This window comes from Pedobacter sp. Leaf41 (genome assembly GCF_001422545.1).
Taxonomy (GTDB): domain Bacteria; phylum Bacteroidota; class Bacteroidia; order Sphingobacteriales; family Sphingobacteriaceae; genus Pedobacter.
In genome coordinates, this window is the sequence record NZ_LMLE01000010.1 from 51,985 (window position 1) to 69,162 (window position 17,178).

Sequence of the window (17,178 nt, forward strand, 5' to 3'; positions counted from 1 at the left end):
TCATTGCAAAGCATGAAGCAATCTCCTTCTTTAATTTCTGTTTAAGTTTTAGGGTTGCTTCGTGCCTCGCAATGACGAAAAAAAACAATATGAAAATCCTTTATATTATCCCCTTAGCCATGATGCTAAGTTGCTGTTCTTCAGTTAAAAATCAAACTTCCGCTGGCTCAGGCAAACTAGATAACCAACTTTTAAAAGATGTGGAAGTTTTATCTTCCGACGCCTATCAGGGGAGAAAAACCGGCACAAAAGGTGCTGAAATGGCAAGAGCTTACATTATTGAGCGTTTTCAAAAACTTGGTCTAAAATCTTATCCTCAAAATGTTAAGTACGCACAAGAGTTTACATTTAATGCCAGAAGTGGCGCAAAAGTAAACGGCACAAATATCATTGGCTACATTTCTGGCAAAGGAACAGATGTGATTGTAGTTTCAGCTCATTACGACCATTTGGGAGTCGTGAAGGATCAGGTATTTAATGGTGCCGATGACAATGCATCGGGTACGGCAGGCTTACTTAAAATTGCTGCCTACTTTGCGAAGAACAAGCCTAACAATACGATTATCTTCGCCTCATTTGATGCAGAAGAAATGGGTTTACAGGGCGCAAAAGCATTTGTGGCTAACCCACCTGTAAGTATCAATACCATAGCAGTAAACATAAATATGGATATGATTAGCCATAGCGACAAAGCTGAACTGTACATCGCTGGTACATTCAAATATCCAGAGTTAAAGAAATATATTGATACCAACAGAAAAGAAATCAAAGTTATTTTAGGTCATGATGACCCCAAAATGGGGCATGATGATTGGACAAACCAAAGCGACCAAGGAGCATTCAATGCTAAAAATATTCCTTTTTTATATTTTGGTGTGGAAGACCATAAGGATTATCACAAAGCAACAGATGAATATTCAACCATCACCAAACAGTTTTTCAGCGATGCCGCAAATGCTGTTCTAGAGGTTGTTAAAGCAGTAGATAAACAAACTGGCTTGCAACAATCATTAAAAGACAAAATGAGGATGATGGATAATCCGCAGAAGGTTAATAAGTTTTAATTACTGCGGCACATATACCACATACTTAGTTTCAAAAAAATCTTCCTCAAAAAATTCTGAAAGCGGATACAATTCTGCTTTCAATTTTGATTCTTTTATTTCTTCATCTAAATCGCCACCTTTCAAATATAAAATACCATTTGGAATGGCATTAATGGCGTCTTTTTTAAATTTACCTTGAATCCAGGGATAAAATTCGCCTAAACGAGTTACCGCTCTGGAGACAACAAAGTTGAATTTTTCTTTAACCTGTTCTGCCCTTAAATGATCGGCTTTTAAATTATTCAATCCCAAAGCAGAAGCCACTTCCTTAACCACTTTTATTTTTTTTCCAATTGAATCGACCAATTGAAACTGGGTCTCTGGAAACAAAATGGCTAATGGAATGCCAGGAAAACCTCCGCCTGTACCCACATCTAAAACCGATTCACCGGCTTTGAAAGTACAGATCTTTGCTATCCCAAGCGAATGCAGTACATGGCGTTCGTATAATTCTTCAATGTCTTTTCTGGAAATTACATTGATTTGAGCATTCCAAAAAACGTATAATTCAAACAGTTGCGCAAACTGATCGATTTGTTGCGCAGTTAAATCAGGAAAATATTTTAGAATGATATCAGGTTTTACATCAGCCATGCGGTAATTCTTAAAGGGTTTTCACTTACTTCCAATTCACTTTTTTCTTTCCAAAAAGGGCAAGAAATCCGTTAAGGGTTAAAAAGAAAAACAAAAGTATATCTAAAATCGGGAACCACCAACGTAAATCGCCATAGTTTAAACGTTTCAACAATTTTGGATAGACGAAACACCTGATCACGATGCTCAGCAGCAATATTCCACCAGCAATATACTGGGCTTCCCGGCTTAAAAACATACATCCTGCAAAGAATCCATAAAATAGAAATTGGATAATGATCTGCAGACTTAAAATGAATTTATGTTTCGGCTTATACATTTTACCCGCACCGAAATGACGCTTTTTTTGGCGCAGATAGCCGGCCCAGGTATGGTTCGGCTCACTCCAAACATGACTTTCTTGATTCATTCTAATTTCGGTATTGTGCTTGTTGGCATGTGCGTTAACAAATAAATCATCATCCCCCGAAGGGATATGCATGTGAGCGGCAAAACCTTTGTGCTTAAAAAAAAGCGATTTTTTATAGGCCATGTTTCTACCTACTCCCATGTAAGGCATCCCTTTTATAGCAAAACCCAGATAGTTTACCGCTGTAAAAAAAGTTTCAAAACGAATTAAGGCATTTAATAGGCCTGTTCGCTTTAAATAAGGTGAGTAGCCCAAGACGATTTCGACATTTTCATCGCTTGGCTGTTGCATATCCATTAACCAACTTTGAGAAGCAGGTGTACAATCAGCATCAGTAAAAACCAACCAATCGTATTTTGCAGCCTTAATTCCCATGGTAACAGCAAACTTTTTACCCGCGAGGAATTTATCATTATCTAAAATCTTCACTACTTTCAGGTTGGAATACTTTTTCTCCCAGGCCTCCAAAAATTCTTCTGTACCATCCCAAGAGCGGTCGTTAACCACCACAACTTCAAAATTTGGGTAATTCTGGTTGAGCACTGATGGAAGATATTGTTCGAGATTTTTGATCTCATTTCTCGCACAGATGATTACACTTAATGGCTTCTGAGCTATTTTGGGTACTTCTTCAATACTGGTATTAGCGAGTTTCAAATGAACGAAAAGAACATAATAAAGTTGCACTAGTAAGCAAAATGCCAATAAAGAGAGCAAAATAATTTCAAGCAGGGTTAATATCACGATGTTAAAATAAATAGGCGCAAATTTCACATTTTTAATCTGCAATCCGCCTGATGTTGAAAAAAATAGGTCGCATAAACCAATAAGTAAATTTTAGGGATCATTCTATTCATTAGCTTTAGGCACTAAACGCTAGAACATTACCTACAGGTGCGCTAAATTTGTTACTTTTGCAACCTATATGAAATTTACTTTACAGGCTAAAGATCCTTTATCAAAAGCCAGAGCAGGAACGGTTACAACCGCCCACGGGGAGATACAAACACCAATTTTTATGCCTGTTGGCACCGCAGGAACCGTTAAGGCTGTGCATCAGCGAGAGCTAAAGGAAGATATTGAAGCTCAAATTATACTGGGAAATACCTACCATTTATATTTAAGACCTGGGTTGGATATTTTAGAAGGTGCTGGAGGTTTGCATAAATTTATAGGTTGGGATCGTCCGATTTTAACAGATAGCGGCGGTTATCAGGTATACTCGTTAAGTAAAGTTCGTAAGATAAGAGAGGAAGGCGTAACGTTTCATTCGCACATTGATGGCTCAAAACATTTGTTTACACCAGAATATGCTATGGACATTCAGCGAACGATTGGCGCTGATATTATTATGGCCTTCGATGAATGCACACCTTATCCTTGCGATTATACCTATGCAGCAGAGTCAATTAAAATGACCCATCGCTGGTTAAGACGGTGTTGTACCCATTTTGACAATACAGAACCAAAATATGGCTTCGACCAAACGTTGTTTCCTATTGTACAAGGCTCGGTTTATAAAGATCTGCGGATAAAATCGGCAGAATTTATTGCCAGCATGAACCGTGAAGGCAACGCCATTGGCGGTTTATCTGTTGGAGAGCCTGCTGAGGAAATGTATGCGATGACGGAAGTGGTTTGCGATATATTACCTTACGAAAAACCCCGTTATTTAATGGGCGTTGGAACACCAATTAATATCCTGGAAAACATTGCCCTTGGAGTCGATATGTTCGATTGTGTAATGCCTACAAGAAATGCCCGTAACGGAATGCTTTTTACCCGAAATGGGATAATCAATATCAGAAATAAGAAGTGGGAAAATGATTTTTCTCCTTTAGATGCAGAAAGTGACTTACACACTGACCAGGTGACCAGCAAGGCTTACCTAAGACATCTCGTTCATAGCAAAGAGATGCTTGGCGCACAAATTGCAACATTGCATAATTTGCACTTCTATTTGTGGTTAGTGAAGCAAGCCCGCGAAAAAATAATTGCTGGCGAATTTTACGAATGGAAAAACAAAATGGTCAAAATTTTAGGCAATAAACTATAAAATGAGTCTAATAAAAGGGAGAATTAAAATTATCGATCAATATATTATTGGTAAATACCTGGGCACTTTCGTGTATACCTTGGCTATTTTCGTGATCATTATTGTTGTTTTTGATTTATCAGAAAAGATGGATGATTTCATGAAAAGCGGGCTTAGCTTCTGGGGTGTACTCACCAAATACTACGCAGGCTCCATCCCTTTTTACGTTAACATGCTCTCCCCACTCATCAACTTTATAGCCGTAATATTTTTTACTGCTAAGATGGCTGATCAAACTGAAATTGTTCCCATATTAAGTGGGGGTGTAAGTTTCAATAGATTCTTGTTCCCTTATTTCGTATCGGCTACCATCATATTTTCAGCAAACTTGGTCTCTAACCTTTACATTTTACCCTATACCAACACCTTAAAAAACAGCTTCGAAAATACCTTCGTAAAACGAAATGACCCGTCAACGAAATCAAATATTCACATGAAACTGGATAACAAAACTTACATTTATATTGAGAGTTTTGATAATAAAACCAACTATGGTTATCGCTTCACACTGGATAATTTTAATGGAGATGTGATGGTAAAAAAAATCGTTGCAGATAACATAAAATGGGATTCGTTAAAGAGAAAATGGCAGTTGAGCAACTATTCTATTAGAAAAATTGATGGTCTGAAAGAAAGCATGATTTATGGAAGTGGTAAAGTAAAAGATACCATTTTAGACATGCGTCCTGATGATTTTTCTGCTTATGATAATGTGGTTCAAAATCTATCTACAAAGGAACTTTCAGAGAAGATCAGAAAGGAAAAAATTCGCGGAACTGGTATCATGAACGATCTTGAATTCGAGAAATTCAAACGCTATTTGCATCCTTTATCTGCCTACATTTTAACACTGATTGGCGTAGCGTTATCTTCCCGAAAAGTTCGCGGTGGAGTTGGAGTATCATTGGGAATTGGAATCTTTATTAGCTTTGCCTATATCGTGTTTAATCAATTCACACAAATGTTTTCTACAAAAGGTGGGTTACCCCCATTTTTGGCAGTAATCTTACCTACAATCGTATTCGGTATGTTAGGCATTTACCTTCTCCGAAAAGCTCCAAAATAGAGATGGACATCAATAAAAAGAATTTAATTATTCTTCATTTAACGGTTTTAATTTGGGGCTTCACCGGAGTGCTGGGCAAAGTAATCTCGATAGATGCAGTACCTTTAGTTTGGTATCGTGTTTTGATTGCAACCTCAACTCTTTTCCTTTGGTTTATCGCTACTAAAAAGAATATAAAAATCACAAAACGGCAGTTTATACAGTTCTTTTTAACAGGTGGAATTGTAGCCATTCACTGGATATTTTTCTTTTATGCAATTAAGGTTTCTACCGTTTCGGTAACGCTGGTCTGCCTCTCCTCTTTTACATTATTCACAGCCATTTTAGAACCGCTGATCAAAAAACAATCCATTCAAATGGGTGATGTTCTAATCGGGTTATTAATAATTCTGGGAATTTATATGATCTTCAAATTCGAAGGCCAATATACTTTGGGGATTATTTTCGGACTTTTAGCAGCAGTCGCCTCCAGTCTTTTTTCTACTATAAATTCTACACTCGTTCAAAAAAGTGAGCCCTCTATTATTGGCTTTTATGAATTGGTTGGTGGATTATTTTGGATTACCCTATACCGCATTTATGATGGCTCATTGCAAAATATGAGCTTTAATTTAAGTGTAAATAACTGGATTTATATTGGCATTCTTGGTACACTTTGCACCTCGGTTGCCTATATTGCAGGCGTATCAGTAATGAGAACTTTATCGGCCTTTCGCGTAGCGTTAGTAACCAATTTAGAACCCGTTTATGGAATCATACTCGCTTACTTTTTCTTTAAAGATAAGGAGCAAATGACTGGTGGTTTTTACATTGGAGCAATGATTATTTTAGGCGCTGTATTTCTTTATCCTGTTTATAAAAAGAGGTATAATAAGGGATAATTTAAATTTGGAATTTATGCTATAATTCCCACTTCAATTAGCCTTATTTAAAGTGCGAACGAACTGGAATTCGTATGGTATTCGTTGTCGATTTGAGACAATGGAAAACGATGCAAATTCATAGGATAAAAGGTATAAATTCAAGTCTCCACAGAACCAGATTTTATTTAAATTTCCAATTCGACAGCCAGCAATTATAAGTGAAAAATTGCGAATTCTCAGTAAAAAATACCAAGAATTCTAACAACAAATTTCTCAAATAGACACCTAAATTTTAATGGTATTCCATTTAAATTTAGATGTCTATTGGAGCGTTAGTGCGAGCTGATAGTGCATATTCAATAAAATTTCCCGCTAGTGATAAAAAAATAGATCACTTATTAAAAAACATCCTAAACAATTCATAAACAGCAAATTAAGTCAATAAAATAATTTTTTCATTATATCTTATATTCTTTAATTTATCGACGGATATTGCAAGGAATTGCAATTTAAAAAGGCAAACCAGGCATTTTTGATACTTAAATCTCCCCTTAAAATATACATTTAGGAGGAAGGTTAAGTCCAAAATACCTAAAAAAAACGATGCATTTTCGCCATATAAAAATTATTGAAATGTACTTTTTTTGGATTTCAAAGAGCCTAATACCCAAAACCGTTAAACTAAATTCTTTTAAAAAATTTTGGAAACGAGGTTCTCTCAAAGATATTAGCCGAGTTTATTTAATGACATATTGTCATCGCACTTAAATATGGAGTGTTTAGTTTAACTGATTAGACTATTCCTACAAGCTACAATCACCAGATGACTTTAGCGATCATGAGGCGAATTATGATCACAAAAAACCAGGTCTATGACTAAAAAATCTATGGACAAAACGAGAATCGAAGACAAAAAATATCATCAAATTTTACAGAATTTACTTAAAAAGGAATGTTAATTAAGAGCAATTCAGATCGAAAATTTCGATAGGAGTCGGAAAAAATAAATTCAAATCCGTAACACCCCCCGCAGTATTGAGCAAAAAATTTTGAAGAAAATCGATTAATAAGTGTACATTAATGGCAGATTTAGACAGATTAAAAAAAATAGAAAATCATATGTCGAGATCTAAATTATAGATTAAATTGTCATATAAAAATTGGTAACATCTAAATTTACTTAATTTACATATAATTTTTAAAATCAATAACTTATATGTTTCCATATCAATAAAAAATCTACAAAAATTAAAAGTCAAAAAACAATTAAAACTAAATATTTTAGCAATCAATTCAAATGCATTCAAATAAAACAAACATCGTACTATTTATCAGGCATTTAACTACTATTATATTAAGCTTTGTTTCACTATCTGTTTTTGGGCAGATTTTTAGCACAGCACAGAACCCACTTAGTGTAAGATGGAACTATATCCAGTCTGGAGGCTTCAAAATTATCTATCCTCAAGAGATGGAGAAGGAAGCACAAAGAATGGCGAATACACTACCCTTCATTTACCCTAAAATCGGCTTAGACTTGAGGCAACAAAATACCTCCATCCCACTCCTCTTACAGAACCGCGGAACCATAGCAAATGGCTTCGTTCAGTTAGGCCCGAAGAAGTCTGAATTCTACACCACACCACCACAATATTTTGATAGTCAAGATTGGCTGAACAACCTTGCAGTTCATGAACTTCGACACATTGCTCAGTTTGACAAGTTGACAGGATCACAAAGACGTCCCTTTCCAGAGCTGGTTTACTTCGCCTATTTCGGTGCCGGCTTACCTACCTGGTTTTTCGAGGGAGATGCCGTGGTGAATGAAACTGCACTCACTCAATCAGGACGAGGGCGGCAGCCCAACTGGATCATGCCTTTTCGGACATCAATTTTAGAAGGCAAAAAATTCTCGTACAGCAAAGCCTATTTCGGATCGAACAGAGATGTAACACCGGGCTACTATCAAACCGGATACTTAATGGTTGCCGACATGAGAGAAAGGTATGGACAGTTCATTTCCGACAGCTTACTGGCCGACATCAGAAAAAGACCATTAAGGATTTATCCTTTTTCGCAAAGCCTGAAAAAAATCACTGGAAAAAATACAAGAAAGTATTTCCTTTCCACACAAGAAAAGCTAACAGAAGATTGGAAAAAACAGGATGAAAAAACTTCAAAAGATGAGTATGAAAATTTAAATAAAAAAACATCACTGGCAACGAACTATTTTCTTCCAGTTCGTTTTAATAAAACCAAGATTTTAGCGCTCAAAGAAAGCACCCAAGATGCCCGTTATTTTGTGATCGTAAATGAAGATAAAAGTGAACAAAAATTATTTGGAATTGGTTACCAGGAACAGCCCTGGTTTAGTTACAAAAATGACGTTTTGGTTTGGGATGAAATTCGCTACGACCCCAGGTACAAGCAGCGAAGTTACAGTGTAATTTGCTCATACAATTTTAACACGAAAAAATTCAAAAGGCTCAGCAGTCAAAGTCGGCTCTTCTCCCCTAGCCTTTCGAGTGATGGCAAGAAAATAGTCGCTGCAAAAGTTGAACTCAACAACCAGTTTAACCTTGTAGAAATTGATGCCTCATCTGGTAAGATCTTGAAAACTTATTCTAACACTGAAAACGAAATTCTACAAACACCGAGTTTCGACAAAACCGGAAATCGAATCGCTTACATTAGCGTAAGCGAGAATGGAAAAAACTTATGGCTGCTGGAGGACGAGAAAAAAACGCAACTCATTTCTAACAGCCGACAACAACTCAGTCGGCCAATTTTTATCGGCGACAAAATTCTTTTCAACGCACATTTTAATGGCATCGATAACATCTACAGTATTGATATCAATTCTAAAAAAATAAATGCTTTGAGCAATTCAAAGTATGGCGCTTTTAACCCAACCGAAACTGATAATGAAAAAATCATTTTTAACGATTATAATATCAACGGTTATGAAATTGCAGAGAAAGCAATAACGGAGAATCCAGTTGGAGAAAACACCTTTGTAGATTTTTCTGCAGCAGCAGAAAAGCAAGAACGTGCGGGTAATGTTTTCGAAAATATTCCCGACAGCGTTTTCCAGAGCAAGCGCTTTCGTCAGGGCTTAAACCTGTTTAGTTTTCATAGTATAATTCCCGTAATCGACAATGAATATGTTTTCGGCCTTGAGCTGCAGTCGAACAATTTGCTTAATACGATGGACTTCTATACCGGTGCAAAATACCATCGCGACTTGAAGCGTTTTGAGTATACCGCAGATATTAGCTATAAGGCGCTCTACCCTGTTTTTAGCGTTCTCTATCGGAACCGACCAAAACGAACGTTCTATCGAGCTAAAAACGCGATTCAGCAAGGAGATTGGAGAGAGAACTTCATCAAACTTAACGCATCGGTACCGCTATCATTTAATGCAAGGAATCAAAACTACTCATTCACACTCAATGCGGCAACCAGTTTTACACAGCGATACCTTGCAGAGAATATGCCGACTAATTTCATTCGAGAGTTGAAATTTCCAATGGAATATAATTTTACTTTTAATCACAGTGTGCGAACTACCGAACGAGACATTGCGCCAAGATGGGCACAGATTTTAAGGGCAACTTATAACCACCAACCATTTGATAAAAATTTAACCGGCGAAATCCTTGCGCTGGAAAGTTTCTTGTACTTCCCAGGGCTGGCGAAAAACCATTCTTTCCTGGCCAGTTTCAACTACCAAAAAGCGAGCGGTGCCAATCAATATGCTACTGAAATTGCAACGGTTTACGGCTACAACAATATCCTCGCGAAAAGCAAATTGCAAAACAGCATGCTTTTCAATTATCGTTTTCCATTTGCTTTTCCAGATTGGGAATTGAGCTCTTTAGCCTATGTGCGAAATGTTAGAGCGGGTTTGTTTTGTCATTATGAAAACATTGGTGTAGACAGCAACATTGGCCAACCTAAAACCTATGGCGTAGAACTAAACAGTAGTTTAAATCTTTTAAGATACCAACCCGTAGTTGATGTTGGGGCGAGATTGGTTTTCGTTAACAAAATTTACAATCAAAACCCGATATTAGAATTTTCTTTCAATTATTCATTTTAAGTGAAGCAAACCATATTCTTATTGAGATTTTTCTTTCATCAAAATCAAAAAAAAGACTATTTTCACCATACTTGAACAAAGAAGCAAACCAATAATACAATTTGTTGTTTATCAATCAGTTTTAACAAATACCAGACTTATGAGTGGAAAAACCATATTCATCATCATCCTTACCGCATTACTAACTGCTTTCTTATTCCTAAACAGTGATGAAGTAGCATTCAATTTCATTATTGTGGATGGTGTTTTTGTTTCTAAACTGATCGTAGTCGGAGTTTGTGTAGTGATTGGGTTTATTATTGGCTTCGTTGCAGGCCGACCTAGAAAAACGGTGAGTAGTTACGATACTGAAATTGAGAAAAATCAGCCAGTTAGCAACAAAAAGGAATTAAGTGATGAGGACAGGGATTATATTTCTTAACACCACTTGATTTGAACTCATGGCTCATGTACAATGAATATAAGTCTTTGAAAAGCAAAGCCTGAAGACCGATCAATCGTGAGTCGGGCTTTTCTCTAAATCTTTTAAAAGGCTTCTATCGTATGGAGGCACGAAGCCTATGTTTCATCGGAGACAGATTCTTCGTACCTCAGAATGACAGCATTAAAGAAGCTGCTGCAATTTTAAAAGAATATCGCTGCAATCCCATTTAAGAAAGCAAGGTAATTGCAACTATTCAGGTTAGCCCAGCGCAGTCATAATTTCGCCATAAAGCAATCCACTTCCGCCACCGTAATGCTGAATAATCTTCACATTACGTTTTAGCTCGTTTATACGCTTTCTAAGCACCTTTTCACACTCAAGATCAATTCCGTTACCTAAAAGCACCAAATCAACATCCTGCGTCTCTAAAATAGAAAAAGCTTCCTCGTCTGTACAAACACAAATGCCTTTCCATTCAGGTCGGGCGTTAAGCAATCTGTTCATTACGACAGTAATTTCTGTGTCTCGACCGATATAAAGTATAGTAGTTTGCATCATATTTTCGTTAAATTTAAACGTAAAAAGTTGCGAGTAAGAGCTTTAGCCCTATCACCCGCAACTCTTAACACGTAAATGAATTATAATTCCATCGGAACATCCATTAATAACACTTCTGCGTCTGCAGAGTTTGCTTTAAAACTGATGCTGTCCTTATCCCAAATCCCCAAACCATCTCTTTTGTTTAATGTTTGGCCGTTAATGGTAACTTCTCCATTAATCACAAAGGCGTAAACACCGTTTCCAGCTTTTTTGATTTTGTATTCGGTTTCGAAGCCTTCATCAAATTTACCCAATGAGAACCATGCATCCTGATGAATCCAAACTCCCGCATCATCTTGGTTTGGTGATAAAATCTGTTGAAAGTTGTTATGACGAGCTTCAACATCTAATGTTTGCTGGTCGTAACGTGGCGTAACATTTTTCTTGTTAGGGAACAGCCAGATTTGTAATAAATTTAACTGTTCGTCTGCCAAAGCGTTAAATTCACTATGGCTAACCCCGGTTCCGGCGCTCATTACCTGGATTTCTCCACTTTTAATTACTGCGGAGTTTCCCATGCTATCCTTGTGTGCAATGGCTCCTGCTAATGGAATCGTAATGATTTCCATATTATCGTGTGGGTGAGTTCCAAAACCCATTCCACCATCAATCAAGTCATCATTTAAAACCCGCAAAACTCCAAAGTGCATTCTTTCAGGATTGTAGTAGTTGGCAAAACTGAATGAGTGGTGAGCATTTAACCAACCATGATTTGCATGGCCTCTGGTGTTTTCTTTGTGCAAAATAAACTGTGACATAAATTTCCTTTCTTGTTTATGATACAAATTTACTGCAGGTTCGAAACCTGTGCATTGATGTAGGGTAAGAAAGTTTGCGGTTTTGAGTTTCGAGCTAGTGGTTCGAAGTTAGGAGTGCTCCATATCGCGTTGTTGAAACTGATCACCGATAAGGGCATGCAAGGCATCAAAAACAAAAGCGGGGCTATCGTAACCGACGCCCCACTGCAATTGCTTTTCTAAAAATTCGTAATTCGTAAATCTAGAATTGTTTACAAAAGCGCCTGTTCAATATCTGCTAAAATATCATTAACATGTTCCAAACCGATTGACAAACGGATAGAGCCTTGTTCAATACCCACAACATTGCGTTCTTCTTCTGTAAGTTTGCTATGTGTACTTGTTGCCGGGTGCGTAGCGATTGAACGTGTATCGGCCAAATTTGCAGAGATGGAGAACATTTTCAGGCCATCCATAAATTTGCGGGCGCCTTCAACGCCACCTTCAACCACAATAGTGACGATACCACCACCCTGCTTCATTTGCTTTTTAGCAATTTCATACTGAGGGTGAGAAGGAAGAAACGGATATTTAACCAATTTAATTTTTGGATGTTTTTCCAAATACTCAGCCACTTTTAAAGCACTCTCGCAGTGGCGATCCATGCGAACAGCCAGGGTTTCTAAACTTTTAGATAAAATCCAGGCGTTAAATGGCGACAAAGCCGGGCCACTATGACGTGCAAATGCAACAACTTCAGTAATTAATTCCTTCGTACCTAAAACAATCCCACCTAGCACTCTTCCTTGTCCATCGATGTATTTGGTAGCCGAATGGATAGAAAGATGCGCACCTAATTTAATCGGCTGCTGCAAATATGGCGTTGCAAAACAGTTATCAACTACTAAAAGCTGATGATGTTTTTTGGCTAAATCGCCAAGGAAAGCTAAATCTATAATATCAATACCAGGATTTGATGGCGTTTCAACGAAAATCATTTTGGTATTCGGCTTAATCAAAGCTTCCCAATCTTCCGGTTTATCCAAATCAGCATAGTCAAAAGTTACACCCCATTTAGAGAAAACATTGGTTAATAACTGATGTGTCGAGCCAAAAACTGAGCGACTGGAAACGATATGGTCACCGGCTTTTAAGAAGGCTCCAAATGTGGTGAAAATAGCAGCCATTCCCGTTGCAGTAGCAAAACCATCTTCAGCACCTTCTAACAAACACATCTTCTCTATAAACTCTGAGGTATTTGGATTTGAATAACGGCTGTACACATTGCCCTCTTTCTCGTTTGCAAATAAAGCCCGCATTTCTTCAGCATCATCAAACTTATAACTCGAGGTAAGATAAATTGGTGCAGAGTGTTCTTTGTGCGAACTGCGTTCGGTTTGAGTGCGTATAGCTATGGTTTCAAAATTTTCGGATTTCATTTGTTTTGTGATATTAGTATTGAGATTTGTGATACGAGATTCCAGACCTTAAGCCATAAAACTTTTACCCTAAACCTTATTTATGTTGTATGTAAAATTAATCTTCGCAGAGCGACCTAAAATGTTAGATACGGAACAATATTTATCGAACGTCATAGCCAAAGCCCTTTCCACTTTTGTTGGGTTTAAATCGCCTGATAAATCGAAGTGAATTTCAATTTCATCGAAAATAGGCGGCATCTCTTCATCTTTTCTAGTGGCATTGATGGCGATTTTAATATCTTCAAGTGGTTCTTTCTGTTTGGTTAACACATTTACCATGTCTATTCCACTACAACCACCAAGGCCAACCAAAAGCATTTCCATAGGTCTGAAACCTTTGCCTTCACCACCAATAGCAGCTTTCGCATCTAATTCGACGGTAAAACCGCTTTCATTTACTGCTTCGAAATTAAATTTTCCGCTTTTGCGGATGAGATTTATATTCATTTTGTAGTATCGAGTATTTAGTATCAAGTATCAAGACGATTTTGCTTTAGTCTTTCAGCTTTTACCTTTCAGCTCTTTTTAAATATTATAATAAACTAAATTGTCTTTTTCCAGTTCGGGCAGTTTAACGGGTGCGTTAAAAATTGCAAAAACAGACGAGCCGCTACCACTCATTAAAGCGAATGTTGCGCCTGCATCGTATAAACTGGTTTTTATTTGATGAATTTGGGGATATTTTGCGAATACCGATGGCTCGAAATCGTTGATAACCTTATTCTTCCATGTTGTTGGCGACAAATGTATGATTTCTTTTAAGGATTGCAAAGGCTTTTGAGGTTTTACAAGCGCATAAGCATCCGCTGTGCTCACGTGTACAGGCGGTTTCACTAAAACTTTAAACCAGGCTGACAAATCTACTTCGCACATTTCAAATTCATCGCCTTTGTTAAAGGCGTAAACAGGTTTATTTTCGATAAAAAAAGCACAATCTGCACCAAGCTTACGGGCGTAATTCTCCATGTCTGTAACCGATAGGCCCAACTTAAATTTATCATTTAACAATTTTATAAGGAAAGCGCAATCTGATGAGCCACCTCCCAAGCCTGCACCCACGGGAATGTTTTTCAATAAATTAATCTGCTGCGCAGGAATTTCAAAATCTTGTTTAATCAGATTGTAAGCTTTTACACATAGATTATCATTAGCATCGCCTGGAATATTAATGCCATGAAGTTTGCAGGAGGTGAAATCAGCATCGGTAATTTCAACTGAATCTTTGATATCAATTGGATAAAAAACAGTTTCGAGGTTATGATAACCATCGTTGCGTTTCTCCGTAATATTTAAGCCAAGGTTTATTTTTGCGTTTGGAAAAGATAACATTCGGATTTGAGATTTGAGATTTGAGATTTGAGATTTGAGATTTGAGATTTCCCCTCAAAGTCAAATACAGTGCTGATGCAAACATACAAAAGTCAGGCTTGTTTAAAAATCCGTTAATGTAGAAAACTAAAAGATTTCGTGATTAAGATTTTTTACATATTTGTAATTAATAATTTATTTAAGATTTGGAAGCCCCTTCAGGGTTCGGAGTTATGAAACAATATTTAGATTTAATGCAACATGTGCTGGATCATGGCGCACAAAAACACGACCGCACGGGAACAGGAACGATTAGCGTTTTCGGTTATCAAATGCGTTTCAATTTGCAGCAGGGCTTTCCGATGGTTACCACGAAGAAGCTACATTTAAAATCTATCATACATGAATTAATCTGGTTCTTAACTGGCGATACAAACATTAAATACTTAAAAGATAATGGCGTTCGCATTTGGGATGAATGGGCAGATGAAGATGGAAATTTAGGCCCTGTTTATGGTTCGCAATGGAGAAGTTGGCCAACGCCAGATGGACAACACATCGATCAGATTACCAACATTATTAACACGATTAAAAACAATCCAGATTCGCGAAGAATTATTGTTTCTGCTTGGAATGTGGCAGAAATCGAGAATATGGCTTTGCCTCCTTGCCACGCTTTCTTTCAGTTTTACGTTGCCGACGGAAAGTTAAGCTGCCAACTCTATCAACGTAGTGCCGATATTTTCTTGGGCGTGCCTTTTAATATCGCTTCTTATGCTTTATTAACCATGATGGTGGCGCAGGTTTGTGGTTTAGAAGCGGGCGATTTTGTTCATACTCTAGGCGATGCGCATTTGTACAATAACCATATTGAACAGGCACATTTGCAATTAAGCAGAGAGCCGAAATCACTTCCAGCTATGAAAATCAATCCTGAAGTAAAAAGCATCTTTGATTTTAAATTCGAGGATTTTACATTAGAGAATTACGAGGCTCATCCGCATATTAAAGGAGTGGTGGCGGTATAGTTCATTAGTAATTCGTTCAATAGTTCATAAGTATCATTAGGCTAAACGCTTATAAAAAATCTCTATTCTAAACTCATCCCTTATAATTAATGTGTGAACAAAATAATTATGAGTTATAATCGAATTGAAGATTTGGAGGTGTATATGCTTGCTGAAAATTTATCAAATGAAATTTGGGATATTACAACGACATGGGACTTTTTTGCTAAAGATACCATAGGAAAACAAATTTGCAGGGCTGCAGATTCAATTAGTGCAAATATTGCCGAAGGTTATGGTCGTTTTCATTTCAAGGAAAATAAGAACTTTTGTTGCTACAGCAGAGGTTCTATTTTAGAAACAAAGTCTTTCTTAAGAAAAATGCGACATAGAGGGCTCGTCAATGAAGAAATTTACACACAACTCTTTGCCAAACTAGAAACAGTACATATAAAGCTTAACGCTTATATAAAATACATTGGAAAAGGTCAGTCTGGCACAAAATCATGAACAGATAAACCCAATGAACAAATGAAACTATTGAACTAATGAACTATTGAACTAATGACTAATGACTAATGAACTAAAAAATCCTTCGCTTGCTATAGCAGTTGCGGTGGGAGAAAACTTCGCGATAGGAAAAAACAACCAGCTTTTATGGCACATGCCTGCTGATTTAAAGTTTTTTAAACAAACTACTTCTGGTCACACGGTTGTAATGGGCCGTAAGACCTTCGATTCTGTCGGTAAACCTTTACCAAATCGCAGAAACATTGTCATCACGAGAGATTCATCGTTAAAAATTGATGGCGTTGAGATTGTGAATAGTCTTGATGAAGCATTAGAAATTACTAAAGCAGAAGAGAAACCTGTTTTTGTTGTTGGTGGTGCGGAAATTTATCGCCAGGCTTTACCAAAAACAGACCTACTTTATTTAACTACAATTCATCATACTTTTGACGCTGATACGTTTTTCCCAGAGATCGACAGAAATGAATGGGAAGTGGTGAGCAGCGATCCGCATAAAGCGGATGAGAAAAACAAATATGATTACACTTTTGAAGTGCTTAAAAGGAAATAATCATAGAAAGTGGTAATTCAGAGCCTCGAAGCAATCTTAATGCTTTTGCTATAAAGGTTTGCTTTTATAATTGCTTGAAATCTTTCTATTGTTGCCAAATAGGCGAAAGCCTTGCAAATAATAGAAGCATTATGCATTTAGCCGAAAATAGGATTACCTGTCTTCCCACTTAAACCTGACAATAGCGGCAGCCTCCGATTTTTTGATCGGAGCTACAGCGGTTGGCAGGACTGAACCAAAGCCGAATACTACTGCAATTGCTTTCCAAATAAATCAAATCTTAATTTTGGTGCAAAAAGAAGATC

Annotated in this window: 16 protein-coding genes; 9 read left to right on the forward strand and 7 right to left on the reverse strand. The window is 37.2% G+C overall.

What is annotated here, in order from left to right; all coding sequences use genetic code 11:
• Window positions 1–89: 89 nt before the first annotated feature.
• Window positions 90–1,064, forward strand: coding sequence for a M28 family peptidase (locus tag ASE92_RS16735; RefSeq protein ID WP_082455112.1), 975 nt, complete (start codon window positions 90–92; stop codon window positions 1,062–1,064).
• Here the strand turns inward: ASE92_RS16735 and rsmG are convergent, their stop codons facing one another.
• Window positions 1,065–1,700 (reverse strand): 16S rRNA (guanine(527)-N(7))-methyltransferase RsmG, encoded by a 636-nt coding sequence (rsmG, locus tag ASE92_RS16740; RefSeq protein WP_056851269.1) that lies wholly within the window; start codon window positions 1,698–1,700, stop codon window positions 1,065–1,067.
• A 25-nt stretch (window positions 1,701–1,725) separates the two neighbouring features.
• Window positions 1,726–2,898, reverse strand: coding sequence for a glycosyltransferase (locus tag ASE92_RS16745; RefSeq protein ID WP_235527384.1), 1,173 nt, complete (start codon window positions 2,896–2,898; stop codon window positions 1,726–1,728).
• A 136-nt stretch (window positions 2,899–3,034) separates the two neighbouring features.
• Between ASE92_RS16745 and tgt the strand changes: the two genes are divergently transcribed.
• The 5 genes from tgt (at window position 3,035) to ASE92_RS16770 (ending at window position 10,656) form a co-directional block, all read left to right on the forward strand.
• Window positions 3,035–4,165 (forward strand): tRNA guanosine(34) transglycosylase Tgt, encoded by a 1,131-nt coding sequence (gene tgt / locus ASE92_RS16750; protein WP_056851270.1) that lies wholly within the window; start codon window positions 3,035–3,037, stop codon window positions 4,163–4,165.
• A gap of 1 nt (window position 4,166) precedes the next feature.
• Window positions 4,167–5,270 (forward strand): LptF/LptG family permease, encoded by a 1,104-nt coding sequence (locus ASE92_RS16755; RefSeq protein ID WP_082455102.1) that lies wholly within the window; start codon window positions 4,167–4,169, stop codon window positions 5,268–5,270.
• Window positions 5,271–5,272: 2 nt separating this feature from the next.
• Complete coding sequence (locus ASE92_RS16760) at window positions 5,273–6,151, forward strand: DMT family transporter (protein WP_056851271.1); 879 nt, start codon at window positions 5,273–5,275, stop codon at window positions 6,149–6,151.
• A 1,279-nt stretch (window positions 6,152–7,430) separates the two neighbouring features.
• Window positions 7,431–10,235, forward strand: coding sequence for a hypothetical protein (locus ASE92_RS16765; RefSeq protein WP_056851272.1), 2,805 nt, complete (start codon window positions 7,431–7,433; stop codon window positions 10,233–10,235).
• Between the two features lie 139 nt (window positions 10,236–10,374).
• On the forward strand, window positions 10,375–10,656 hold the full coding sequence (locus tag ASE92_RS16770) for a hypothetical protein (protein ID WP_056851273.1): 282 nt from the start codon (window positions 10,375–10,377) through the stop codon (window positions 10,654–10,656).
• A 261-nt stretch (window positions 10,657–10,917) separates the two neighbouring features.
• On the opposite strand, the gene ASE92_RS16775 is transcribed toward ASE92_RS16770, so the two are convergent.
• The 5 genes from ASE92_RS16775 to ispE all read right to left on the reverse strand — a co-directional run bounded on the left by ASE92_RS16775 (window position 10,918) and on the right by ispE (window position 14,806).
• The gene (locus ASE92_RS16775; protein ID WP_235527385.1) at window positions 10,918–11,217 is read right to left on the reverse strand and encodes a hypothetical protein; all 300 of its coding nucleotides are present in this window, start codon (window positions 11,215–11,217) and stop codon (window positions 10,918–10,920) included.
• A gap of 80 nt (window positions 11,218–11,297) precedes the next feature.
• Entirely contained in the window at window positions 11,298–12,017 is a 720-nt protein-coding gene (locus ASE92_RS16780; protein ID WP_056851274.1) for a pirin family protein, read from the reverse strand.
• A gap of 251 nt (window positions 12,018–12,268) precedes the next feature.
• Window positions 12,269–13,435, reverse strand: a complete 1,167-nt coding sequence (locus ASE92_RS16785) for an O-succinylhomoserine sulfhydrylase (protein WP_056851275.1) — start codon at window positions 13,433–13,435, stop codon at window positions 12,269–12,271.
• Between the two features lie 69 nt (window positions 13,436–13,504).
• Entirely contained in the window at window positions 13,505–13,924 is a 420-nt protein-coding gene (locus tag ASE92_RS16790) for an OsmC family protein (protein WP_056851276.1), read from the reverse strand.
• 78 nt (window positions 13,925–14,002) lie between these two features.
• The gene (gene ispE, locus ASE92_RS16795) at window positions 14,003–14,806 is read right to left on the reverse strand and encodes a 4-(cytidine 5'-diphospho)-2-C-methyl-D-erythritol kinase (RefSeq protein WP_056851277.1); all 804 of its coding nucleotides are present in this window, start codon (window positions 14,804–14,806) and stop codon (window positions 14,003–14,005) included.
• A 212-nt stretch (window positions 14,807–15,018) separates the two neighbouring features.
• On the opposite strand from ispE, the gene ASE92_RS16800 reads away from it, so the two are divergent.
• The 3 genes from ASE92_RS16800 (at window position 15,019) to ASE92_RS16810 (ending at window position 16,873) form a co-directional block, all read left to right on the forward strand.
• Window positions 15,019–15,813: a thymidylate synthase gene (locus ASE92_RS16800; RefSeq protein WP_056851278.1), complete on the forward strand. Its 795-nt coding sequence runs from the start codon at window positions 15,019–15,021 to the stop codon at window positions 15,811–15,813.
• Window positions 15,814–15,921: 108 nt separating this feature from the next.
• Window positions 15,922–16,302, forward strand: coding sequence for a four helix bundle protein (locus ASE92_RS16805; protein WP_056851279.1), 381 nt, complete (start codon window positions 15,922–15,924; stop codon window positions 16,300–16,302).
• 61 nt (window positions 16,303–16,363) lie between these two features.
• Window positions 16,364–16,873, forward strand: a complete 510-nt coding sequence (locus tag ASE92_RS16810; protein ID WP_056851280.1) for a dihydrofolate reductase — start codon at window positions 16,364–16,366, stop codon at window positions 16,871–16,873.
• Window positions 16,874–17,178: the final 305 nt, after the last annotated feature.

Excerpts from the sequence above, each read along its gene's own strand:
- ASE92_RS16775 (WP_235527385.1), bottom strand. The coding sequence starts at position 11,217 with ATGATGCAAACTACTATACTTTATATCGGTCGAGACACAGAAATTACT.
- ASE92_RS16755 (WP_082455102.1), top strand. The coding sequence starts at position 4,167 with ATGAGTCTAATAAAAGGGAGAATTAAAATTATCGATCAATATATTATT.
- ASE92_RS16765 (WP_056851272.1), top strand. The coding sequence starts at position 7,431 with ATGCATTCAAATAAAACAAACATCGTACTATTTATCAGGCATTTAACT.
- rsmG (WP_056851269.1), bottom strand. The coding sequence starts at position 1,700 with ATGGCTGATGTAAAACCTGATATCATTCTAAAATATTTTCCTGATTTA.
- ASE92_RS16735 (WP_082455112.1), top strand. The coding sequence starts at position 90 with ATGAAAATCCTTTATATTATCCCCTTAGCCATGATGCTAAGTTGCTGT.
- ASE92_RS16810 (WP_056851280.1), top strand. The coding sequence starts at position 16,364 with ATGACTAATGAACTAAAAAATCCTTCGCTTGCTATAGCAGTTGCGGTG.
- ASE92_RS16785 (WP_056851275.1), bottom strand. The coding sequence starts at position 13,435 with ATGAAATCCGAAAATTTTGAAACCATAGCTATACGCACTCAAACCGAA.
- ASE92_RS16800 (WP_056851278.1), top strand. The coding sequence starts at position 15,019 with ATGAAACAATATTTAGATTTAATGCAACATGTGCTGGATCATGGCGCA.
- ASE92_RS16805 (WP_056851279.1), top strand. The coding sequence starts at position 15,922 with ATGAGTTATAATCGAATTGAAGATTTGGAGGTGTATATGCTTGCTGAA.
- tgt (WP_056851270.1), top strand. The coding sequence starts at position 3,035 with ATGAAATTTACTTTACAGGCTAAAGATCCTTTATCAAAAGCCAGAGCA.
- ASE92_RS16760 (WP_056851271.1), top strand. The coding sequence starts at position 5,273 with ATGGACATCAATAAAAAGAATTTAATTATTCTTCATTTAACGGTTTTA.
- ASE92_RS16770 (WP_056851273.1), top strand. The coding sequence starts at position 10,375 with ATGAGTGGAAAAACCATATTCATCATCATCCTTACCGCATTACTAACT.
- ASE92_RS16780 (WP_056851274.1), bottom strand. The coding sequence starts at position 12,017 with ATGTCACAGTTTATTTTGCACAAAGAAAACACCAGAGGCCATGCAAAT.
- ispE (WP_056851277.1), bottom strand. The coding sequence starts at position 14,806 with ATGTTATCTTTTCCAAACGCAAAAATAAACCTTGGCTTAAATATTACG.
- ASE92_RS16790 (WP_056851276.1), bottom strand. The coding sequence starts at position 13,924 with ATGAATATAAATCTCATCCGCAAAAGCGGAAAATTTAATTTCGAAGCA.